This window comes from Streptomyces sp. NPDC037401 (genome assembly GCF_055602345.1).
Genome location: NZ_JBVJWO010000006.1, coordinates 208,460 through 228,648, shown reverse-complemented (window position 1 = coordinate 228,648; position 20,189 = coordinate 208,460). Strand labels below are relative to the sequence as shown.

Annotated in this window: 16 protein-coding genes; 12 read left to right on the top strand and 4 right to left on the bottom strand. The window is 71.1% G+C overall.

Going from position 1 to position 20,189, the window contains the following annotated elements:
- Positions 1 to 118 precede the first annotated feature (118 nt).
- From ACZ7H1_RS08050 to ACZ7H1_RS08020, 7 genes are all read left to right on the top strand, one after another.
- On the top strand, positions 119 to 670 hold the full coding sequence (locus tag ACZ7H1_RS08050) for an SMI1/KNR4 family protein (RefSeq protein WP_470784708.1): 552 nt from the start codon (positions 119 to 121) through the stop codon (positions 668 to 670).
- Between the two features lie 137 nt (positions 671 to 807).
- Positions 808 to 1,683 (top strand): hypothetical protein, encoded by an 876-nt coding sequence (locus ACZ7H1_RS08045; protein WP_470784707.1) that lies wholly within the window; start codon positions 808 to 810, stop codon positions 1,681 to 1,683.
- 265 nt (positions 1,684 to 1,948) lie between these two features.
- Positions 1,949 to 2,437 (top strand): phospholipase, encoded by a 489-nt coding sequence (locus tag ACZ7H1_RS08040; protein WP_470784705.1) that lies wholly within the window; start codon positions 1,949 to 1,951, stop codon positions 2,435 to 2,437.
- A 226-nt stretch (positions 2,438 to 2,663) separates the two neighbouring features.
- Positions 2,664 to 5,819, top strand: coding sequence for a CARDB domain-containing protein (locus tag ACZ7H1_RS08035; RefSeq protein ID WP_470784703.1), 3,156 nt, complete (start codon positions 2,664 to 2,666; stop codon positions 5,817 to 5,819).
- A gap of 156 nt (positions 5,820 to 5,975) precedes the next feature.
- A complete protein-coding gene (locus tag ACZ7H1_RS08030) occupies positions 5,976 to 6,863 on the top strand; it encodes a DMT family transporter (RefSeq protein WP_470784702.1) in 888 nt (295 codons plus the stop codon).
- 194 nt (positions 6,864 to 7,057) lie between these two features.
- A complete protein-coding gene (locus ACZ7H1_RS08025; RefSeq protein WP_470784700.1) occupies positions 7,058 to 7,642 on the top strand; it encodes a TetR/AcrR family transcriptional regulator in 585 nt (194 codons plus the stop codon).
- Positions 7,643 to 7,736: 94 nt separating this feature from the next.
- Positions 7,737 to 8,912, top strand: a complete 1,176-nt coding sequence (locus ACZ7H1_RS08020; protein ID WP_470784698.1) for a GDSL-type esterase/lipase family protein — start codon at positions 7,737 to 7,739, stop codon at positions 8,910 to 8,912.
- Between the two features lie 24 nt (positions 8,913 to 8,936).
- Here the strand turns inward: ACZ7H1_RS08020 and ACZ7H1_RS08015 are convergent, their stop codons facing one another.
- Positions 8,937 to 9,368, bottom strand: a complete 432-nt coding sequence (locus ACZ7H1_RS08015; protein WP_470784697.1) for an OsmC family protein — start codon at positions 9,366 to 9,368, stop codon at positions 8,937 to 8,939.
- 183 nt (positions 9,369 to 9,551) lie between these two features.
- Here ACZ7H1_RS08015 and ACZ7H1_RS08010 point away from each other — a divergent pair, with 183 nt between their 5' ends.
- Positions 9,552 to 11,621, top strand: a complete 2,070-nt coding sequence (locus tag ACZ7H1_RS08010) for an ATP-binding SpoIIE family protein phosphatase (RefSeq protein ID WP_470784696.1) — start codon at positions 9,552 to 9,554, stop codon at positions 11,619 to 11,621.
- A gap of 99 nt (positions 11,622 to 11,720) precedes the next feature.
- The gene (locus ACZ7H1_RS08005; protein ID WP_470784694.1) at positions 11,721 to 12,569 is read left to right on the top strand and encodes an MBL fold metallo-hydrolase; all 849 of its coding nucleotides are present in this window, start codon (positions 11,721 to 11,723) and stop codon (positions 12,567 to 12,569) included.
- A gap of 68 nt (positions 12,570 to 12,637) precedes the next feature.
- On the opposite strand, the gene surE is transcribed toward ACZ7H1_RS08005, so the two are convergent.
- Together surE and ACZ7H1_RS07995 are read right to left on the bottom strand one after the other, a co-directional pair.
- Entirely contained in the window at positions 12,638 to 13,543 is a 906-nt protein-coding gene (gene surE / locus ACZ7H1_RS08000) for a 5'/3'-nucleotidase SurE (protein WP_470784692.1), read from the bottom strand.
- Between the two features lie 122 nt (positions 13,544 to 13,665).
- Positions 13,666 to 14,910 carry an MFS transporter gene (locus ACZ7H1_RS07995; RefSeq protein WP_470784690.1) on the bottom strand — a complete coding sequence of 415 codons (1,245 nt, stop codon included), beginning with the start codon at positions 14,908 to 14,910 and terminating at the stop codon, positions 13,666 to 13,668.
- Positions 14,911 to 15,379: 469 nt separating this feature from the next.
- On the opposite strand from ACZ7H1_RS07995, the gene ACZ7H1_RS07990 reads away from it, so the two are divergent.
- The 3 genes from ACZ7H1_RS07990 (at position 15,380) to ACZ7H1_RS07980 (ending at position 19,284) form a co-directional block, all read left to right on the top strand.
- Positions 15,380 to 15,982 (top strand): phosphatase PAP2 family protein, encoded by a 603-nt coding sequence (locus tag ACZ7H1_RS07990; protein WP_470784688.1) that lies wholly within the window; start codon positions 15,380 to 15,382, stop codon positions 15,980 to 15,982.
- 220 nt (positions 15,983 to 16,202) lie between these two features.
- The gene (locus tag ACZ7H1_RS07985) at positions 16,203 to 18,068 is read left to right on the top strand and encodes a glycoside hydrolase family 3 protein (protein WP_470784687.1); all 1,866 of its coding nucleotides are present in this window, start codon (positions 16,203 to 16,205) and stop codon (positions 18,066 to 18,068) included.
- 208 nt (positions 18,069 to 18,276) lie between these two features.
- Entirely contained in the window at positions 18,277 to 19,284 is a 1,008-nt protein-coding gene (locus tag ACZ7H1_RS07980; protein WP_470784685.1) for a LacI family DNA-binding transcriptional regulator, read from the top strand.
- 7 nt (positions 19,285 to 19,291) lie between these two features.
- Here the strand turns inward: ACZ7H1_RS07980 and ACZ7H1_RS07975 are convergent, their stop codons facing one another.
- Complete coding sequence (locus ACZ7H1_RS07975) at positions 19,292 to 19,798, bottom strand: phosphatase PAP2 family protein (protein ID WP_470784683.1); 507 nt, start codon at positions 19,796 to 19,798, stop codon at positions 19,292 to 19,294.
- Positions 19,799 to 20,189 lie beyond the last annotated feature (391 nt).

Genomic DNA, 20,189 nt, shown 5'->3' with positions numbered 1-20,189 from the left:
GGAGCTGGCGAGCCTAGCCCGGAAGGAGCCGAGGTGGCCGTCTCGGCCCATCGAAACGCAGGCTGGTCCGGTCCAGTAGGGGCGGGAATCCGGCAACCCCCTCGTCGATACTGTGCGCATGACCGACATTGATCAGCTGCTGCACGACGTGGCTGCGAAGGCGCCCCTGGCCCTGCCCTTTGGGGTGACCTCCCTGAAGGCTCCTGCGAGTGCCGAGGAGGTCGCACGGGCCGAGGCCGCCCTGGGGTTCACCCTGCCCCCTCTGCTGACCGGTTTGTACACCCGTGTCGCCGACGGCGGATTCGGCCCCGAGTACGGTCTGTTCCCGCTGCTCGACGACACGGGCCGCGGCCCGTCCGCCGTCTCGAGCTACCTGGCCCGGAGGCCGGGAGGCCAGGCGGACGGCTGGGACTGGCCCGAGGGTGTGCTGCCCATCGCCGACTGGGGCTGCTTCATGCTCGCGTGCGTCGACTGCCGCGACGAGGATGCGGCCGTGCTGCTCTTCGAACCCAATGCCGGCATACCGGAGTTCGCCTGGTACGTCGATGCTCCCAGTCTCCCCGGGTGGCTGCGCGGATGGCTGGACGGCACGGGATGGTATTGCAACACCGCAGACGAGGAAGAGGACATGGCGCCCTGGCCCCACTACCGGGCCCGGGTCGGCAGGTGATGCCGCGGCCCCGGGGCCGAATGTGCTCCTGAGGGCACGATGAAGGAATTGAACGCGTTCAGCCCGGCTGGCAGAATGGTTCCACGCCGCCGGGCGGGCGGGCGCGTTCACTTCGCCGTGCCACGAGGGGGTTGGCCGTGCATCAGAAGCGGTCGTACGGCCGGATGCTGCTGGTCTCGGCGCTGGTGGGCTGCCTGGAGGTCGCGCTCGCCATCGTGGTGGTATTCCTGTACGTCCGAACGCAGCCGCCGCCGGACACCCCGGTCGACCACGCCGCCCTGCTGGCGGCTCTGCTCTCCTTCGGCGTGATCGTCGGTGTGATCGCGTTGCTGCTGTCCCTGGTTTTCGTGCTGCCGGCGGTGGCGTTGGCCGACCTGCTCGGCCGCCGGATCGGCGGCCGCGAGGCGTGGTGGTGGGTGCCGCTGGTGGTCGCGGCCCTGGTGGCACCGCCGATCGTGGCCTTCTCGGCGTACAACCGCGTGGAGGTGCGGCCCGCGCTCGTCTTCTGGGCGGTGGCCACGGCCGCGCTCTCGGTGGGCGGCCTGGTTGCCCGGCCCCGGCACCCGGGACTGGTCGGGCAAGTGGCGCTGTGGGGCACGGCGGTGGTGGCGGGCGCGGGCCTGCTCGGAGCACTCGGGCTCACCGCCGGCCTGCTCCCCGCGTACGAGCCGCCGGCGATCGGTCCGGCGGCCATGCCCGGCACCTGGGTCGACCACACGAGCGGAACGCTGGTCTTCACCTCGGACGGCCGGGTGACGGCCTCCGGCGTCGGCGAGCACGACCCCGGCGACCGCTCGGGCCGACCGACACGACGGTGCTCGGGCTCCGGCACCTGGTCGTACGAGCCCGGGCGGGATGTCTGGACCCAGGAGGTCCGCATCCGCGTCCCGGGGTGCTCCTGGGCGGCGTGGAGCGTCGGCGGCACGGACCGGAAGCCCAGGATCCACCAGCACGTCGGTCAGCCGGATTCCGGCGAGCTGTACCAGCTGCGGAAGGCCGCCGACGGCTCCTGACGCCGCCCCGCGACTTCGCGGCGCCGGGCCTCGGCCGCACCCGCAGGATCGACCGCATCCTCACCCTCCCGCGGCGGTGTGCCGTCGAACGCCGCTTCCGGCTGAACCCACGTCATACCGGACGGCCAAGAGCCGAGTCCGCGCTGACGCGGAGGTGTAACCGCCGGTATACCGGCGCTCCAGTGCCGCGATATCCCGCGCTCCCAGTCTGTGAGGCACGCCCGCGCCGGGACCGTCCCGGCGCCCCTCCCCTGGGAGTTCACGCATGCGACGTCACCTCGCCACCGTGCTGGCCGCCTCAACCGCCGCACTCCTGGCCTTGGCCGCCCCGGCCGCCGCCGCCCCGGCCGACAAGCCGCAAGTCCTGAGCAACTGGACCCAAACCAGCTCGGCCAGCTACAACGCCTGGGTGTCGGCGAACAACAACAAGGGCGCCTGGTCGGCGTACGGGTTCGACTGGACGACCGACTACTGCTCCACCTCCCCGGACAACCCCTTCGGCTTCCCGTTCCAGACGGCGTGCGCCCGCCACGACTTCGGCTACCGCAACTACAAGGCGGCCGGCACGTTCAGCTCCAACAAGAGCCGCCTCGACGACGCCTTCTACGCCGACCTCAAGCGCGTGTGCGGCGCCTACTCCGGCCTGAAGAAGACCTCCTGCGACTCCACCGCCTGGACCTACTACCAGGCCGTCAAGGCCTTCGGCTACAGCGCCGCCGTCGACGGCACCGCCGACGCCACCGCCACCCGCTAGCCCCCGGACCGAAGGACCGTACGACGCCCGAGGGCGTGGGCCGGGAGGTGCTCCTCGCTTCCCGGCCCCTATAGGTCCGGATACCTCCCTTCGGGTGGAACCTGCGTTCGCCGTTCGAAGAGTCGCCCCACCGACTGGCACGATGCTCCAGCAGATGAGCCCTTGCTCCGCACTCGTACCGATTCCTGTGCATCGAGCGGGGTTTCGCGTGCACGCGGGAGGCAGCATGCCGAAGTTCACCCGACCATTCGTCCGACGATCAGGCCGGCCTGCGCCCCGGCCGTCCCCGCGCACCTCCACCCGCAAACGGGTCGCCGCGGTCACCGCGGCCGTCGGCCTGCTGCTGCCCGGCATGTGGCTGGCGCCCGCGTTGTCCGGGCGCGCAGCGGCCGATCCGCCGCCGCTGGTCTTCGACGTCACCGTCAACCTCGACTGGTTCGAGCGGTTCGAGGTCCCCGACGACGGCATCGACGAGGAGGGCGAGTTCTATCCGGAGGTGAAGATCGCGGACAAACCGCTGCTGACGGGCCGGGTCGTCTCCGACGACGCCTTCCACGCCGCCGCCATTCCGAACCCGTGGGTCTTCACCCAGCAGGTCACCCTCACCGGCGACCAGACCGAGTTCGACGTCAACGTCCAGATCAAGGACGAGGACGGCGGGACCAACTTCGCGGACGACCGGATGGACATCAGTCCGCAGAACCAGGACATCGACCTCAACCTGCGGTACAACGTACTCACCGACACCTGGACCGGCGACTCGCTCGGGAACGGCTTCTTCCCGCCGCTTCCCGCCTGTACCGACCGCGCCGGGAACCCACAGGGCCAGGTGTGCGCCATCGGCGACGGCGACCCCAACTTCCCCAACGACGGGGACGGGAAGCGAGCCGCGCTCGGGCTGACCATCTTCACCGACAAGCACAGCGACACCGACCAGGACGGCATCGCCGACCGCTACGAGCGCTTCGGCGTCCGCAACCAGGACGGTTCGATGGCCGTCGACCTGCCGGCCATGAAGGCCGACGCGCTGCACAAGGACGTCTTCCTCGAGCTCGACCACTCGGCGGGATCACAGCCGTCACACGAGGCGGTCGAAGTCGTCAAGCACGCCTTCGCAGTGGCCCCGGTGCCGAACCCCGCCGGCGGGAACGGCATCACCCTGCACGTCGACTCCGGCGGGCTGTACGACGTCGACGCCAGGGAAGACCCACCGCAGGGCACCTGCACCGACGGGCTGGACAACGACGGCAAGGACGGTGGGGACGGGGCCGATCCGAACTGCAACGACCGTGAATTCGGCGTCGAGGACTCCGTCGGCAGCACCTGCACGAACGGCATCGACGACAACGGCGACGGCAAGACGGACGCCGGGGACCCGGACTGCATCGTCGGCGAGGACCTCGGAAACAGGGAGAGCGGCCGGATCCCCAGCCCGCTGGCCAACTGCAACCTGGACCGGCTCTACTTCGACTCCAAGACGGCCAATCACCACGCACCACGCCAGAAGGTGTTCAACTACGTCCTCTACACGACCCAGGACATGGACACCGACGGAACCGGACCCGACACCGGCTGCAACAGCGGCGGCTGGGGCGCCGGAACCGACATGATCCTCTACCGGACCGACCCCGGCTCCCTCATGCACGAAATCGGCCACAACCTCGGGCTGCACCACGGAGGGAACGAGGCGCGCCCCAACTGCAAGCCCAACTACGTGAGCGTGATGAGCTACTCCATGCAGGACGGAGTTCCGCGCGTGGGAGGCGGCACGGTCGTCGACTTCTCGCCCGCACGCATCACGAGGGACGGCACGGACCGGTCCACGGCACCCCTGGGCCGGCTCAAGGAGGACGACCTGCGTGAGAACCGCGTCCTCGATGCGGGCGACGAGGTCAACCAGTTCGTCTTCTCCGACGGAAGGGGCGCCAGGCGCACGGTCCCGCTGAATGCGAACCCGGACTGGAACGGCGACAATCCCGGGGGCTTCGGCGACGACGGAGACGCGGTCCAGAGCGCGAACATCGACGCGACGGGCCCGAGCGACTGCGCGAACACCACCACCGACGAAACCCTCAACGGCCACGACGACTGGGCCCTGGTCACGACCTACCTCCCGAACCGGTTCCCGCGGCCCGGTGGAGCTCCGCCGGTGAGCGAAGGCCCGCCCCTCCCGACCGCGGAGGAGTCCGCACGCATCCGGGCGCTGCGCAACACCACCGACCTCACGCTCACGGTGACCGACACACCGGACCCGGTCGCCGCGGGCGAGCGCCTGACCTGGACCGTTGAGGTATCCAACAACGGCCCCAACTCGTCCACGTCCACCCAGATCACCACCGAGCTGCCCGCCGACGTGACCGACCCGGCCGCGACCGGGCCGTGCCTGACCTCCGGGCAGACCGTCACCTGCAACCTGAGCGAGGTCCCGCAGGGGGCGAGCAGGCAGTACACGATCAGCGCCCAGGTCCCGGCGGACCTGGTCTACCGCAACGGCGGACCCAAGACGGTCACGGCCACCTCCACCGCGGTCAATCTCGCCGGCCCGGACTCACAGCCGGCCGACAACACGGCCACGGCCCAGACCCGCGTCATCGCCAAGGCGGACGTGTCGGTCACCGAGGCCAGCGCCACCAGTCCGCTCGAGGTGCTCATCGGCGAGCCCGGCACCGCCTCCCTGGAGGTCACGGTCGCCAATGCCGGCCCGTCCAGCCCGGTCGACACCGTGCTCACGACCACGGCCACCGCGGATGCCGGGGTGACCGTGACACCCGCGACGGAGACCGTCCAGCAGACGGCGGTTCGCGTGGGCACCCCGCAGAAGGCCACGTACACCGCACGGCTCGAATGCACCTCGCCCGGCGTCAAGGAGGTACGCCTGGACACCAGGGTCGCGCTGAAGAACGCCGAGGACGTCGATCCGGAGCCGGGCAACAACCCCGCCTCTGCCGCGTTCCGGATCGACTGCGTCGTGCCCATCGCGATCAACGTCCGGCCGGGCGGCTTCCCGAACTCCGTCAACCTCAACACCGATGCCACGCTCGCCGCGCTGACCACCCGGGCCGGTGAGTACGGCCTGCCGCTGGCGTTCAACGCGACGGGCATCGACGTGTCCCAGAGCTACTGGGGCCTGCGGGAACGGCTGTTCGACACCGCCACGCCCGCCGGGGCCAGGGAGGTCCACGACAGGGGTCACCTCGAGGACTCGTACGAGCTGGACGAGCGGACCCGCGACCGCGACACCGACATGGTCCTGCACTTCAAGCCGAACGAAGCCGGGCTGACCCTCGCCTCGACCAGGGCGTGCCTGAAGGGCAAGTACCGGGCCACGGGCGGGGAGGTGTACACCTTCCTGGGCTGTGACTCGGTGCGGATCGTGAACTGACCCCGCTGACCCCGCTGCCCCCGAACGGCCCGTCCGGGAGGCGACGCAGGGCTCCCACCCGTGGGTGGGGGCCCTGCGCGTACGTCCCGCGCCCCGGGCGGCCAGGGCGTACGGGTGCCGGGTGCGGGCGGACGGGGGCGCTCATACGCTGGAGGTGTGGCCGGGCCGTGGGACCGGGGGACGCTGGGGGCGTTCGCAGGGTGTGCGGTCCTGGCGGGTGGGAACGCCGTCGGGGTCCGGTTCAGCAACCGGGAACTCGATCCGCTGTGGGGGGCCGCGGTGCGGTTCGGGGCTTCGGCGCTGGTGCTGCTGGGGATCATGGCCGTCATGCGGCTGGAGTGGCCGCGGGGGCGTGCGCTCGGCGGTGCCGTGCTGTTCGGCGTGCTGAACTTCGGGGTGACCTTCGCGCTCGCCTACTACGCGCTCGTGCGGATGCACGCCGGGCTGGGCCAGACCCTGCTGGCGCTGGGGCCGCTGGTGGCGTTGCTGCTCGCCGTGGCGCAGCGGCTGGAGCGGTTCCGGCTGTCCGCCGTGGCCGGCACGGTGACGGCACTGGCCGGGGTGGCCCTGGCGACGCACGCCCCGCTGCAGGGCGCCGTACCCGTGCTGTCGCTGCTCGCGATGCTGGGCGCCGTCGTGTCCTTCGCCGAGTCGGCGGTACTGGCGCAGCGGCTCCCGAAGGTGCACCCCGTGACCATGAATGCGGTGGGCATGACGGCCGCAGCCGTCCTGTTGTTCGCGGGCTCCCTGGCAGCCGGGGACACCTGGCGGGCCCCGGAGCGGGCCGCCACCTGGTGGGCGCTGGCGTACCTGGTGGTGGCCGGTTCGGTCCTGACGTTCGTGTTGTTCGTGCGGGTGGTGCGCGGGTGGGGGGCTTCCAGGGCCGCGTACGTGCTCGTCGTGATCCCGGTGATCGCGATCGCCGTGTCGGCGTGGCTCGACGACGAGCCGCTCACGGCAGGCCTGCTGGCCGGTACGCCGCTGATCCTGGCGGGCGTGTACCTCGGGGCGCTGCGCCCCGGTCGGCAGCGGACACCGGCCTGAGGGCCGGGGCGACGGCAGGTCCGCGCTGCGACCGGTGGGGGCAAGCCGGGCGTCGCCGTTGGCCGTACCGGAGTTCAGGGGCCGCTCGGCGGGCGGGCGTTGTCGGCCCAACGGCCGGGCCCAGGGTTGCCTAAATGACTTAGGGAGATCCATAATCTAATTCGGCAAGATGGGATGCGAGACGGAGGATCGGGATGGCACACGGAGGGCGGGTGGGACTGACCGCGGAGCGCTTGGTCCAGGCCGGGGCGGAGCTGGCAGACGAGGTCGGCTTCGAGCAGGCGACCCCCGCGGAACTCGCCCGGCGCTTCGGGGTCAAGACGGCGAGCCTCTACTCGCACGTGAAGAGCGCCCACGACCTCAAGACCAGGATCGCCCTGCTCGCCCTGGAAGAACTCGCCGACCGGGTCTCCGTCGCGGTGGCCGGACGGGCCGGCAAGGATGCCCTGGCCGCCTTCGCGAACGCCTACCGCGACTACGCCCTGGAGCACCCGGGCCGGTTCACCGCCGCCCGGTTCCCGCTCGACCCCGAGACGGCGGCTTCCAGCGCCGGCGTCCGGCACGCCGGCATGCTGCGTGCGGTGCTGCGCGGATACGACCTGGCCGAACCGCAGCAGACGCACGCGGTGCGGCTGCTGGGCAGCGTCTTCAGCGGCTACGTCACGCTGGAGGGTGCCGGGGGCTTCAGCCACAGTGCGCCCGACTCACAGGAGAGCTGGACCGACATCCTCAACGCGCTCGACGCCTTGCTGCGCACCTGGCCCGCCGCGTCCTCCTGACCGGCCGACCGCCCCGTCCGCTACCCGAGCAGCCGACCACTCCGTCCGGCGGCTCCCCGCGGACACCACCCCGCCGATCGAGAAGCCCGAGAAGATGAACGCCGACCACGCCTGGACCACCATCCCCCTCACCGCCGACCACATACGCGGCGCCCTCGACCTGGAGCACACCGAGCGCGGCGTGCTCGCCCACCGGCTGCCCCCGCGCGCCCGGCAGCAGATCCCCGACGGCCAGCTGGCCATGGCGCAGTCGCAGCCGTCCGGCGTCCGCCTGGTCTTCCGTACCCGGGCTACCGCCGTCGAACTGGACGTCGTAGCCACCAAGCGGGTCTACCCGGGAGGGCCGCAACGCCCCGACGGGGTGTACGAGCTGCTCGTCGACGGGCGACTGATCGGCCGGGCCGTCGCGACCGACGGAGACGTCCTCACCCTCGACATGGCCTCGGGAACCACGCAGACCCGTCCCGGGCCGGTGCAGACCCTGCGTTTCGGCGGGCTGCCGGGCCACGAGAAGGACGTCGAGATCTGGCTGCCGTACAACGAGACCACGCTCTTGGCGGGCCTGCGTACCAACGCCCCCGTCCACACGCCTCCACCCAGCGGACGGAAGATCTGGCTGCACCACGGCAGTTCGATCAGCCACGGCTCCAACGCCGCCGCCCCGACCGGTATCTGGCCCGCCCTCGCGGCGAGCCTGGGCAAGGTGGAGCTGGTGAACCTGGGATTCGGCGGCAGCGCCCTCCTCGACCCGTTCACCGCCCGCGCCATGCGCGACGCCCCTGCGGACCTGATCAGCATCAAGATCGGCATCAACATCGTCAACACCGACGTGATGCGGTTGCGCGCGTTCGGCCCGGCCGTCCACGGCTTCCTCGACACCCTCCGTGAGGGGCACCCCGACACGCCGCTGCTGGTCGTCTCCCCGCTGTACTGCGCCATCCACGAGACCACGCCCGGCCCCAGTGCCCCGGACCCCAGCGCGCTGCGCGAAGGGCGGCTGCGCTTCACGGCCACCGGCGATCCCGCGGAGGTCGCCGCCGGGAAGCTGAGCCTCGCCGTGATCCGGGACGAGCTGGCCCGGATCGTCGGGCAGCGCGCCGCCACCGACCCGAACCTCCACCACCTCGACGGCCTCGACCTCTACGGCGAAGCCGACAGCGCGGAACTGCCGCTGCCCGACGCCCTGCACCCGGACCCGGCCACCCACCAGCGCATCGGTGAACGCTTCGCCCACCTCGCCTTCGGCAACGGCGGCCCGTTCGCCAGCTGATTGCGGTCGTCCGTTCCCGGCCGATCAGTCCGCGTCGACGACCTTCACGGCGACCGGGGTCCCGGCCTCCACCGTCCGGCTGACCGTGCAGAGCTTGTCGTGGGAGGTCTTCACGGCGCGCGGCAGGATCGCACGGGCACGGTCGCCGGTCTCGCCTTCGGGGAAGCCGACGGTGAAGGCGACCTCCAGGTCCGTCATGAGGTTGCCTCCCTCGTCAGCGACCTTGTGGCCGTTGACGGCGAGGGAGAACGTGACGGGCTCGGCGTGCCGGGTGGTGGCGACGTCCACGTCGGCCGCGGAGCAGCCGCCGATCGCGGCGAGGAAGAGCTCGACGGGGGTGAAGCCCTCGTCGGAGCCGGTGCCGAAAGTGATCGTGTCACCGCGGGAGTTGGTCGCGGTGAACCGGCCCGGACCGGTCCGCTCGACGGTGACGGAACGCAGGGAATCAGCAGTCATGACACCGACAGTATCCCCAGGCCCCAGGCCCCAAGCGCCAGGCGCCACGCACGCACCGCGCCTCCCGGAGCGGCGGGCGTGAAACCGGCCGAGGAGGAGGGGGCGACCGGCGAAGGCGTGCGCTGCGGGTCGCCGGGTCTGGACTCCGGGACGATACTGAAGGTCACGGTGCGTGGAGGCGACATGCGTGAACCGGAGCGTCGTGGCCCGGGGCCGGCCCCGGTGCCCGCGAGCGAGACGGCAGCGGTCGTACTGGACGACGCGGGCGTCGTCGTCGCCCGTTCGGAGCGAGCAGCGACGCTGTTGGAATGCCCGCCGGGGCGCACCTGCGCGCCCTTGCTGGGGCTGCTGCCGCGCGCCGGAAGGGACGCGGGGCAGGCCGGGCGCCTGGTGACCGTTGCGGGTTCCGGTCATGCGGGTCAAAAGACTCTTCTGGTCTGCACGGTCGTCCGGCTGGCAGCTCACGCTCCAGGCGATTGCGACCCCGGCGTGCAGTGGCTCGTCCTGGTCGCCCCGGCGGAAACCGCGGGGGAGGCGGCCGAGCGGGATGCGGTGCGGCGGCGCACGGGGCTGTCCCACGCTGCCGCCGCGGGCATCGGCGCTTCCCTGGACGTGACGGAGATGGCCGAGACCCTCGCGAATCTGCTCGTCCCGGAATTCGCCGACCTGGCGACCGTGGACATCGCCGAGCAGGTGCTGGTGGGCGACGAGCCCCCGCACGTCGACACCAGCGGCGATGTCCGCCTGCGCCGGACCGCTGCCGCGCAGAGCCCGGAGATCTCCGCCGAGGAGCTCCTGGCGGTGGGAGAGGCGCTTCCTCCCGTCACGGACAGCGCGTTGATGCGCCCCCTCATGAAGGGGCTGCCGGTGCTGGTGCCGGACATCGCCGTCCTGCACGCGAAGCTCGGCGTGGATCCGGAGACCGTGCCGTTGTTCGTCCCCAGCGGGGCCCACTCCTCCGTAGCGGTGCCGCTCTACGCGCGGGGCCTGGTCCTCGGCTGCGTGACCGTCTGGCGCTGCCAGTTGCCTTCCGCGTTCGGCGAGGAGGACGCCGCCCTGCTGCGGGACGTCGTCTCCAGAGCCGCCATCGGTGTGGACAACGCGCGCCGCTACACGAAGGAACACCGCTCGGCGGTGGCCCTTCAGCGAAGCCTGCTGCCGCGCTCGGCCCTGGACTCCGCCGCCGTGGAGACGGTGGGGGTCTACCAGCCGGCGGGCGGCGGCCTGGGAGTCGGAGGAGACTGGTTCGACGTGATCCCCCTGCCGTCGCTGCGCGTCGCGTTCGTCGTCGGGGACGTCGTCGGCCACGGCCTCGACGCCACCGCGGCCATGGCGCGGCTGCGGACCGCGGTGCAGACCCTCGCCGACCTCGACCTGGATCCGGGTGAGCTCCTCACCCACCTGGACGACCTGGTGCTCGGTCTCTCCGGCGGGGAGATGACCGGCGATTCCCGCTCCGAGAGTGCGGTGCTCGGAGCGACCTGCCTGTACGCCGTCTACGACCCGGTGGCAAGGGAGTGCGCCGCTGCCACAGCAGGACATCCGCCGCCGGCCCTGCTGTCGCCCGGTGAGGAGCCGGTCTTCATCGGCATGGTGCCGGGACCGCCGCTGGGAGTCGGCGGAATGCCCTTCGAGGTGGCGGAGTTCGCTGTCCAACCCGAAAGCATGCTCGCGTTGTTCACGGACGGACTCGTCGAGAGCCGCGGTGGTGACATCGAGGAGGGGATGGAGCGGCTGAGGAGCTCGCTCGCCGGCGCGGACACGAGCGGGACCCTGGGCGAGGTCAGCCAGAGCGTTCTCGACAGCGTGCTGCCTCAGGAGCCCGCCGACGACGTCGCCCTGCTGCTCGCCCGTACCCACGGCCTTTCGTCCGATCAGGTCGCCGAGTGGGAACTCGATGCCGACCTGTCCCTCGTCGCGCACGCCCGTGAGCTGGTGGTGGGCCGGCTGTCCAGCTGGCAGTTGGACGAACTGGCCTTCGTGACGGAGCTCGTCGTCAGCGAGCTCGTCACGAACGCGATCCGGTACGCGGGGGGACCGGTAGGGCTTCGGCTGATCCGCGACCGGGTGCTCGTCTGCGAGGTGTCCGACCCCAGCAGCACTCAGCCGCGCCTGCGGCGTGCGCGGGAGACGGACGAGGGCGGGCGCGGCCTGTTCCTCGTCGCCCAGCTCACCGACCGTTGGGGCTGCAGGTTCACCGGGAGCGGGAAGACCATCTGGACGGAGCAGCCCATAGGAGGTCCCCTCGTCTAGACCGGGGGACAGAATCGCCAGGGACTCGCCGGCGGAGGTTTATTGCGAGTTTGCGGCGAGCGTCAATATTATTCGATGCATCATCAAGGGGAGGGTCGAATGACGACGTGGAGCATCGGTACGACGGTGATTCACAAGCTGCTGGAGGCGGAAGTGGCGGTGCCCGTCACAGGGGCCCTGCGGACGGATGACACCGCGCTCCTGAAGAGGTACCCGTGGCCCGCTCCCGACTTCAGCGGGGCGGACGGTACTTTTGTGCTCTCGGTGCACGGGCTGGTCGTGGACACCGGTACGCGCAGGATCCTCGTGGACACGTGCGTGGGCAACGCCCGGCCCTCGGTGCCGTTCCTGCGCATGCTGGACTCGGCGTGGCTCGAAGACCTCGCCGCCCTCGGCTATCCCCCGGAGTCGATCGACACCGTGGTGTGCACCCACCTCCACTTCGACCACATCGGGTGGAACACGCGTCTGGTGGAGGGGAAATGGGTGCCCACCTTCCCTCGCGCACGTCACCTGGTCACACGCGTGGAATGGGACCACTGGGCGGACGAAGCGGATGCAGACGTCCGCGACACGATGCAGCCGCTGCTCGACGAAGGTCTCGTCGACTTCGTGGGAACCGACCACCGGGTGTGCGACGGCGTACGCCTGGAAGCAACTCCCGGGCACACCCCGGGCCATGTCGCGGTCGTGGTCGAATCCGGCGGGGAGCGCGCCGTCATCACCGGTGACCTCGTGCACCACCCGGTGCAGTTCATCGAACCGCATGTGGCCGGCTTCGCCGACACCGACGCGGCGCAGGCCGCTGCCACCCGGCGGGCGTTCGTCGAACGGTACGCCGACACGGGAACGCTCGTGATCGGTACGCACTTCCCCGCCCCCACGGCCGGACTGCTCCGGCGCGGCGGGGACGGGGCCGTGCGGTTCGTCGCGGACGGCCTGCGCTGAGGCCAGGCACGGTCGACCGCGATGAGGGCGGAGCGCGCATGTGCTCCGCCCTCATCCGATGGTTCGTGTCAGGGGCGCAGCCCGGTGAGCAGGGCGCTCGTCCCGGCGAAGTGGGCCCGCCCGGTGTTCCAGTTGGCGGACATGGGGCTGATCGCGATCTTGTCGGCGAGCACGGCCTCGACGTCGCCGCCCTTGGCAGGAGGCTGCGGCTCGAACTTCACCGTCACCTTCCAGGTGCCGTCGCCGGAATCCGTGAAGTCGGGCTTCAGCGGCTGCTGGGGGTCCTGGGAGGTCATGGCGATGCCGGCGGCGGTTCCCGTGCCGTCCGTCCCCACCACGGGGTGGTTGATGTTCAGTCCGACGCCCTCGGGCAACAGCGGGCCGGACTTCGCCCGGTGCCGCAGCCGGTCGATGAGCTTGACCGCGAAGTCGACCGTGGGGCGCATGGCGTTGACGGTGGCCACGGGGTGCGGAGCGGCGAAGCCGCCGGTGCTGAGTGCGATGGCCGGGACGCCGTACTCGAGGGCGGCGACGGCCCCGCCGACCGTACCGGAGTGGTTGGCGAGCCCCGCGACGTTCGGACCGAAGTTGGTTCCGGACACCACCAGGTCGGGAGCCCGGCCCTCGAAGACCTCGGCGAGGCCGAAGGCCACCGAGTCGCCCGGGGTGCCGTCGACGGCCCACACCTTGGGTTCGGGGTGCCTGACCGTCACGGCCGGGCCGCTGAGCATCTTCGTTCCGGTGCCGCTCTGGTTGGTCAGCGGCGCGACGATGGTGACATCGTGCCCTGCGGCGGTCAGGAGCTGGAATGCCGTACGGATTCCGGGGGCGTTGTAGCCGTCGTCGTTGGTGAGCAGGATCCGCAGCGGGCCGGAGGGCGCACGGTGGGGTGACGCCGCCGCGGGCGCCGTCCCGGCGAGGAGGGGCGTACACAGCAGCAGGGCGGCCAGCGGCAGAACTTGCTTGCGTCTCACGTGGTGCTCCTTCGAGAAGCGAGGGATGGACGGTGGGAACCGGCGGGCGTACGACCCTCGGCATACGCCCGCCGGAGCTGGGGGCCGGGCCACCGCTGCACGGGAAGCGGCCCGGGAGGAGGTCAGCGCACGGTGCGGATCGGCAGGATGGCGAGGGCGCCGAGCAGCGAGAGCACGCCGCCGACCAGGAAGAGCGGGGTGTATCCGCCCAGCGCGGTGACGACCGCCGAGGCGACGAACGGCGCGATGATCTGGGGCCCGGCATTCGCCATATTGAGCACGCCCAGGTCGCGGGCGGCGTCCTCGGCCCGGGGGAGGACCAGGGTGACGAGTGCCGTGTCCACGGCCATGAAGCAGCCGAAGGCGAGGCCGTTGAGCGCGTTGAAGACGATCATGCCGGTCCAGGTCGGGCTGATCACGGGGACGACCATGACGAGCCCGGCGAGCGCTGCCGAGACCCCCACGAACACCTTGCGCCGGTTCCACCGGTCGGACAGCACACCGCCGACCACGGTGGACACGGCCATCGCGACCATCGTCACCGGAGTGAGGACGGCCATCGCGGCGGCCGGGGAGAGGCCGGCCGGCAGTTCGATGTGGTCGTCCAGGATGTACAGCTGGTAGCCGATGACCGAGAAATAGCCGAGCACCATGAGGGCCCGGCCGATGAAGGCCCACCGGAAGTCGTGGTTGGCGAGCGCCGAGAGGAATGCCGCGATCTGCCGGCGCACGGGCACGGTCGGCGCCGGTGCGGACCGGGGGACATCCCGGCAGAACGCGCTCATCAGCAGAGCAGAACCGGCGGCCAGGGCGCCGAAGACCAGGTATCCCGTACGGACCTGCCCCACGGTCTGCGAGGCGATCAGTACGCCGACGGTACCGCCGATCGGCAGCGCCAGTCCGACCACCGCGGATGCCGTGCCGCGCTTGGCCACGGGGATGCGGTCGGGCACGACGGCGGTGACCGCGGCCTGGTAGACGTTCATCGTGGCCTGGATCAGGCACCAGGCGATGCCGACGAGCAGTGCCGTCCGGACGGAGCCGAGGAAGGCCAGTCCGGCCAGGGACGCCAGGGCGCCGCCCAGGATCCAGGGGTTGCGGCGGCCGGACCTGTCGGACAGGGCGCCGGCGATCGGGTTGAAGGCGGTCGCGAACACGGCGCTGATCCCGCCGATCAGACCCAGGAGGGCGACCTTGTTCGCGGGGTCGATCGCTGCGATCTGCGTGGGCAGCAGCACGGAGCCGACACCCATGTAGACGGCCAGCATGGATGAGTTGGCCATCAGCAGCAGCAACATGAGCCCGCGCTGCGGGGGCGCTGTCGGTGCCTCATGGGTGCGCGGCTCGGTCAGTTCGTCGGCGGTCATGACGACTCCTCGGAAGGGGAGCAGAGGGGGAGGGGAGCCGCGGGATCGAGTGTCGCGGCGGGGATGGCTCCTGGAACAGGGCGCATCGGGTTACACGTGTTAGCGAATGTGTGAGCCCTGTGTAGCACGCGGCCCGCGGTTCCGGCTAGGGCCGGAACGAGCTGTCCGGCAATGGCGGGGTGGTCCTGGCGTCCGAAAGTCATGTTGTCTCTGTAGCGATCGTCAAATATGCGCGATACTCTCCGCCCGGGCTTCGCTGCCGCCCGTCGCGGCCGCGCCGCGACCGCCGCCCATGCGCTCCGTGCCTTCCCGCGCTCGAACGCCGGGAAGGCGGCCATGACCGTAGGTAAAGGTGAGCAAATTGATCTCTCTGGGGCATGAACCCCTGTTGCCGTCCGCTTCTTCTCGGCACTCCGTACCCGCGCCCCCACCACGCGGCGCGCCGCTGTCGGGGGCTGGGCTTTTGTTGATGTCGCTGTCCGTCGGACTCCTGCTCAGGGGTGAGCGGCCGCCGTTCTTCCAGGCGCTCGACGACGGCTGGGCGCGGTGGGTGGGCGGTGGGGGAGGCGGGGCGGCTGCGGACTTCGCCTTCGCGCTCGACCGGCTGGGCGGGCCGCTGGGGATGATCTTTCCGCTCGCGCTGGCCGGCGGCTTGTGCATCTACGGGCGATGGAGGTCGGGGCTGTTCGTCTTCGCGGCCGCCGTTGCGGCGAACGTGCTGGTGATCCTTCCGCTGAAGTCGCTGGTCGACCGCCCGAGGCCATTGAATCCGCAGGTGCTGGTGAATGACGGCTCGTACCCCTCCGGTCAGGTGTTCACGGCCGTGGCTCTCGTGATCGTGGTCGGCGTCGTGCTGTTTGCTCCCCGTGCGAGGCGGTGGTGGTGGCTGCTCGGCGCCCTGTACGTCGCAGCCATGATGTGGAGCCGGACCTGGCTGCACGCCCAGTGGCTGAGCGACGCGGTCGCCGGAGCCCTTGCGGGGGTCGGGACGTGCCTGTTGCTGCAGTGGGCCTTCGCTCGGCTGCTGGAGCGGGAGGCGGTGCTCGCCGCGGAGAATCGGCTGTGGTCCTGAGGCCCGTCTCGCGTGTTACACGTGTAATCTCTGCGTTGGGGACGCCGCGATGGGGGATGCGGCGTGCCGGCCCTGGGCGCAACCGGGAGCGCCCGGGGCCGGTGAGGTGACCGACCGCAGCCGGCCTCGAGGCGGCAGCCCTCGCGGCAGGGACCAGCCCGGGAAGCCCGCAGTCCACGCGGGCGGTCCATACGCCCTTTCAAGCTCGGAGGAGAATCCGATGGCACACACTCCGGCGGCCCGGCCGCGCGTCCTCGCCGCCCCGGACGGTACGCCGTTCCGCGATCTCAACGGCAACGGCGTCATGGAACCGTACGAAGACCCCCGGCTTCCCGTGGCCGAGCGCGTCGCGGACCTCCTGGCCCGCATGACGCTGGCGGAAAAGGCGGGCCTCCTCTTCCACACCATGATCTCCATCAATCCCGACGGCTCCCTCGTGGAACCGGAGCCGGGAGCACCCGACGACGACCCGATGCGCGCCTCCACCTCCGCGCTGGTGACCGGCAAGCTGATGAACCACTTCAACCTGTTCGGCGCCGCGGCCCCACGCCGCATGGCCGAGTGGAACAACCGCCTCCAGGACCTTGCCGCCACGACGCGCCTCGGGATCCCCGTGACCATCTCCACCGATCCCCGCAACGGCTTCGTCGACAACCCCGCGGCGAGCGTGCACACCGAGGGGTTCTCCCTGTGGCCGGAGCCACCCGGCCTGGCCGCCGTCAACGACGAGGAACTCGTGCGCAGCCACGCCGACATCGTGCGCCGGGAGTACCTCGCGGTCGGCATCCGCCTCGCCCTCCACCCGACGGCAGACCTGGCCACCGAGCCCCGCTGGCCGCGCGTCCTGGGCACCTTCGGATCCGACGCCGAAGTCGCCGCCCGCATGGTCGGCGCGTACATCCGGGGACTTCAGAGCGAGGAGCTCGGCACCGGCAGCGTCTCGACGATGACGAAACACTTCCCCGGCGCCGGACCGCAGCTGAACGGCGAGGACGCACACTTCCCGTACGGCCGCGAACAGGTCTACCCGGGCGGCAACTTCGACTATCACCTGATCCCCTTCGAAGCCGCTTTCGCCGCCGGCACCTCGCAGGTCATGCCGTACTACGCCATACCTGTCGGAACGCCTTACGACGAAGTCGGCTTCGGCTTCAACAAGGGCGTCATCACCGGTCTGCTGCGCGAGAAGTACGGGTTCGACGGCGTCGTCTGCACCGACTGGGGCCTGGTCACCGACACACAGATCTTCGGCGCTCCCTTCCCCGCCCGTGCCTGGGGCGTGGAGCACCTGGACCGGCTCGCCCGGGTGGAACGCATCCTCGACGCCGGAGCCGACCAGCTCGGCGGAGAGGCGGCCCCCGATCTCATCGTGGAACTCGTCCGCACCGGCCGGGTGACGGCCGGGCGCATCGACAGCTCGGTCGCGCGGCTGCTCAGGGAGAAGTTCGTCCTCGGCCTCTTCGACGATCCGTACGTGGACCCCGACAGCGCTGCGCGGATCTGCGGCAACCCGGACTTCGCCGCGGCCGGCCTCGCCGCGCAGAGCCGCTCGATCACCGTCCTCAAGGACCGTCCCGGCGACGCCGCGGAACCCCTGCTGCCGCTCGCTCCCGGGATCAGGATCTACGCCGAGGGTGTCGATCCCGCTGTCGCAGCTCGGTACGCGACCGTCGTGGGGACACCGGAGGAGGCCGATGTCGCCGTGCTGCGCATCGCGGCCCCGTACGACAAGGAGCGGACGAGGGGCTTCGAGTCGTTCTTCCGGGCGGGCCGCCTGGACTTCACCGAGGACGAGCTGCGGCCCGTACTCGACGTCGCTGCCGCCGTTCCGGCCGTCGTCGACATCTTCTTGGACCGGGCGGCGGTCATACCCGAAATCGCGGACCGGGCGGCTGCACTCGTGGCCAACTTCGGCGCCTCGGACACCGCACTGCTGGACGTCCTGTTCGGCCGGGTGGCGGCCGAAGGACGACTGCCCTTCGAGCTCCCCCGCTCGATGGAGAGTGTCGTCGCCGGTCATGAGGACGTGCCCAACGACTCCGCCGACCCCCTGTTCCCCCATGGACACGGCCTTCGGCTCGGCTGACCCGGCTCCGCCGAGGGGCGGCCGCCGTCGGCCGTTCGCGAAGTTCCACCAGCAGCCCCGCGCCTGTGGCGTGGGGCTGCTGTCGGCTGCCGTTGCGTCCCGGACAAGTGCGGGGCAAACCGCTGTGGCGGCCGAGCCCGTCGGTAACGCGTGTAACCTTGGAGGGGAAGCGGCCGGTCGGCCGGAAAAGCGAGCGCAGGGGGACGTCATGGCCAAAGAAACATCCGGCCGTGCCTCCATCACCAGCACGGAGGTCGCCCGCCTCGCGGGGGTCTCCCGCGCCACCGTGTCCTTCGTGATGAACGACACCCAGGGCCACCGGGTCAGCGACAGCACCCGGGCCCGGGTACTGGCCGCGGCCAAGGACCTCGGGTACGTGCCGCACGCCGCCGCCCGCTCTCTGCGCGCCGGCCGCAGCAACCTGGTCCTGCTGCCGGCATCGGTCTCCGCGATCGGCAGTCTGGTCAGCAGCTGGGTGGACGATCTGCAGAGCGAACTCGACCGCCACGGCTACACGACCGTGCTCCACACGGGCCGCTTCCCCGACGCGGCGACCGCCGCCCGCTCGTGGGCGGAACTGCGGCCCGCTGCGGTGCTGGCCATGCACGGTGACCGGATCACCCGCGAGGCGGGCGCCATCCTGCGCCGCGCCGGTGTGCGCGGGCTGCTCGCCGTCGCCGCCCGTCCGGTGGACGGAGTCCACACCGTCCGGTTCGACCACGGGCGCGTCGGCGAGCTGGCCGTGGAGCACCTCATCGCCCGTGGACGCAGCAGGATCGGTGTGATCATGCCGCAGGAGCGCGGCCTCGACGCCTTCGGCCAACCGCGGCTGGCCGGGGCCCAGCAAGTCGCCGCCCGGCACATGGCCACCGTCACGCCGGTGGAGCTGGCCTACACGCGCGAGTCCGCCATGGACCTGGCCGCGCGCTGGTCGGGCCTGGGTCTGGACGCGGTCTTCGCCTTCAACGACGAATACGCCGCTCTCCTCATGCACGGACTCCGGAGCGAGGGCATCGCCGTCCCGGACGAGGTGGCCGTCGTCGGCTGCGACGACCTCGTACTCGCCTCTCTGCAACAGCCGCCGCTCACCACGGTCCGCCTGCACCTGCCCTCCGCCGCGACCATCGCCGACACCCTCCACATGCTGATCGAGGAGGGTGCGGCACCTCAGGTGCCCGGCGTAGAGGTCGAGTTGGTGCACCGGCTGAGTTCCTGAAGCGGCCTCAGCCCCGGGAGGCGGCGCCCTCCCGGGCCAGTCCCCGTCTGAAGAGCCACCAGAACAGCAATGCGGCGCCGGCACCGAGCGAGGCGCCCGCGACGGTATCGCTGAGCCAGTGGGCGTACAGCCAGGTACGGCTCCACATCATGGCCAGGGTGAACAGCGCACCCGAGATCCACCATGCGCACCGCCGTGCGGCCGGTACGAGAAGAGCGCCGACGATCACCACGAGCAGTGCGGCACCGGCGGCGTGACCCGAGGGGAACGAACCGTGGTCCACCCGGACCAAGGGGTTCGCCGGTCGGGGCCGGTCCACCAGGTGCTTGAGGAGCGTTACGCAGGCCATGCTTCCCACCAGGTAGGTGGTGAGCAGGTAGGACAGGGACCACCAGCGCTTCCGCACGGCCAAGAAGACCAGCAGACCGACGGGGACGACCACTCCCGGAGGTCCTCCGAACCAGTTCAGGGCGGATGCCGCGGCGGCGTGGACGCCGTCGTGCGGACCCGTCATCCAGGTGAGCCAACGCTCGTCCAGCCCTTGGAAGGGCGGACGTTGGGGATGCGAACCGACAGCGATCCCCAGTACCGCCGTGACGAGCAGGAAGAAGAGTCCCAGGGGAACCGCGCCGCCTTGCGGGGGAGCCGGTGTGGACCGGCGGTGCCTGGGAGGGGCCGGGGCGGCAGGGGGAGCAACCCGGATACCGGACATGACTGCCTCTCGCGGCCGCGCCAGTACCCGCGGCCGTTCTGTGTGTCGTACGTGGACTTGCGGCGCGAGCACCGGAGGGACGCGGGGGGCCGCCGTGCAGCGGGGGGCGCCCCACGTCGCTCCCAGAGACGGGGGTGTGGTCCGGCGCCCAAGTGGTGGGCCAGGAAGGAGAAGCCTTCCTTTGCCATCTGAG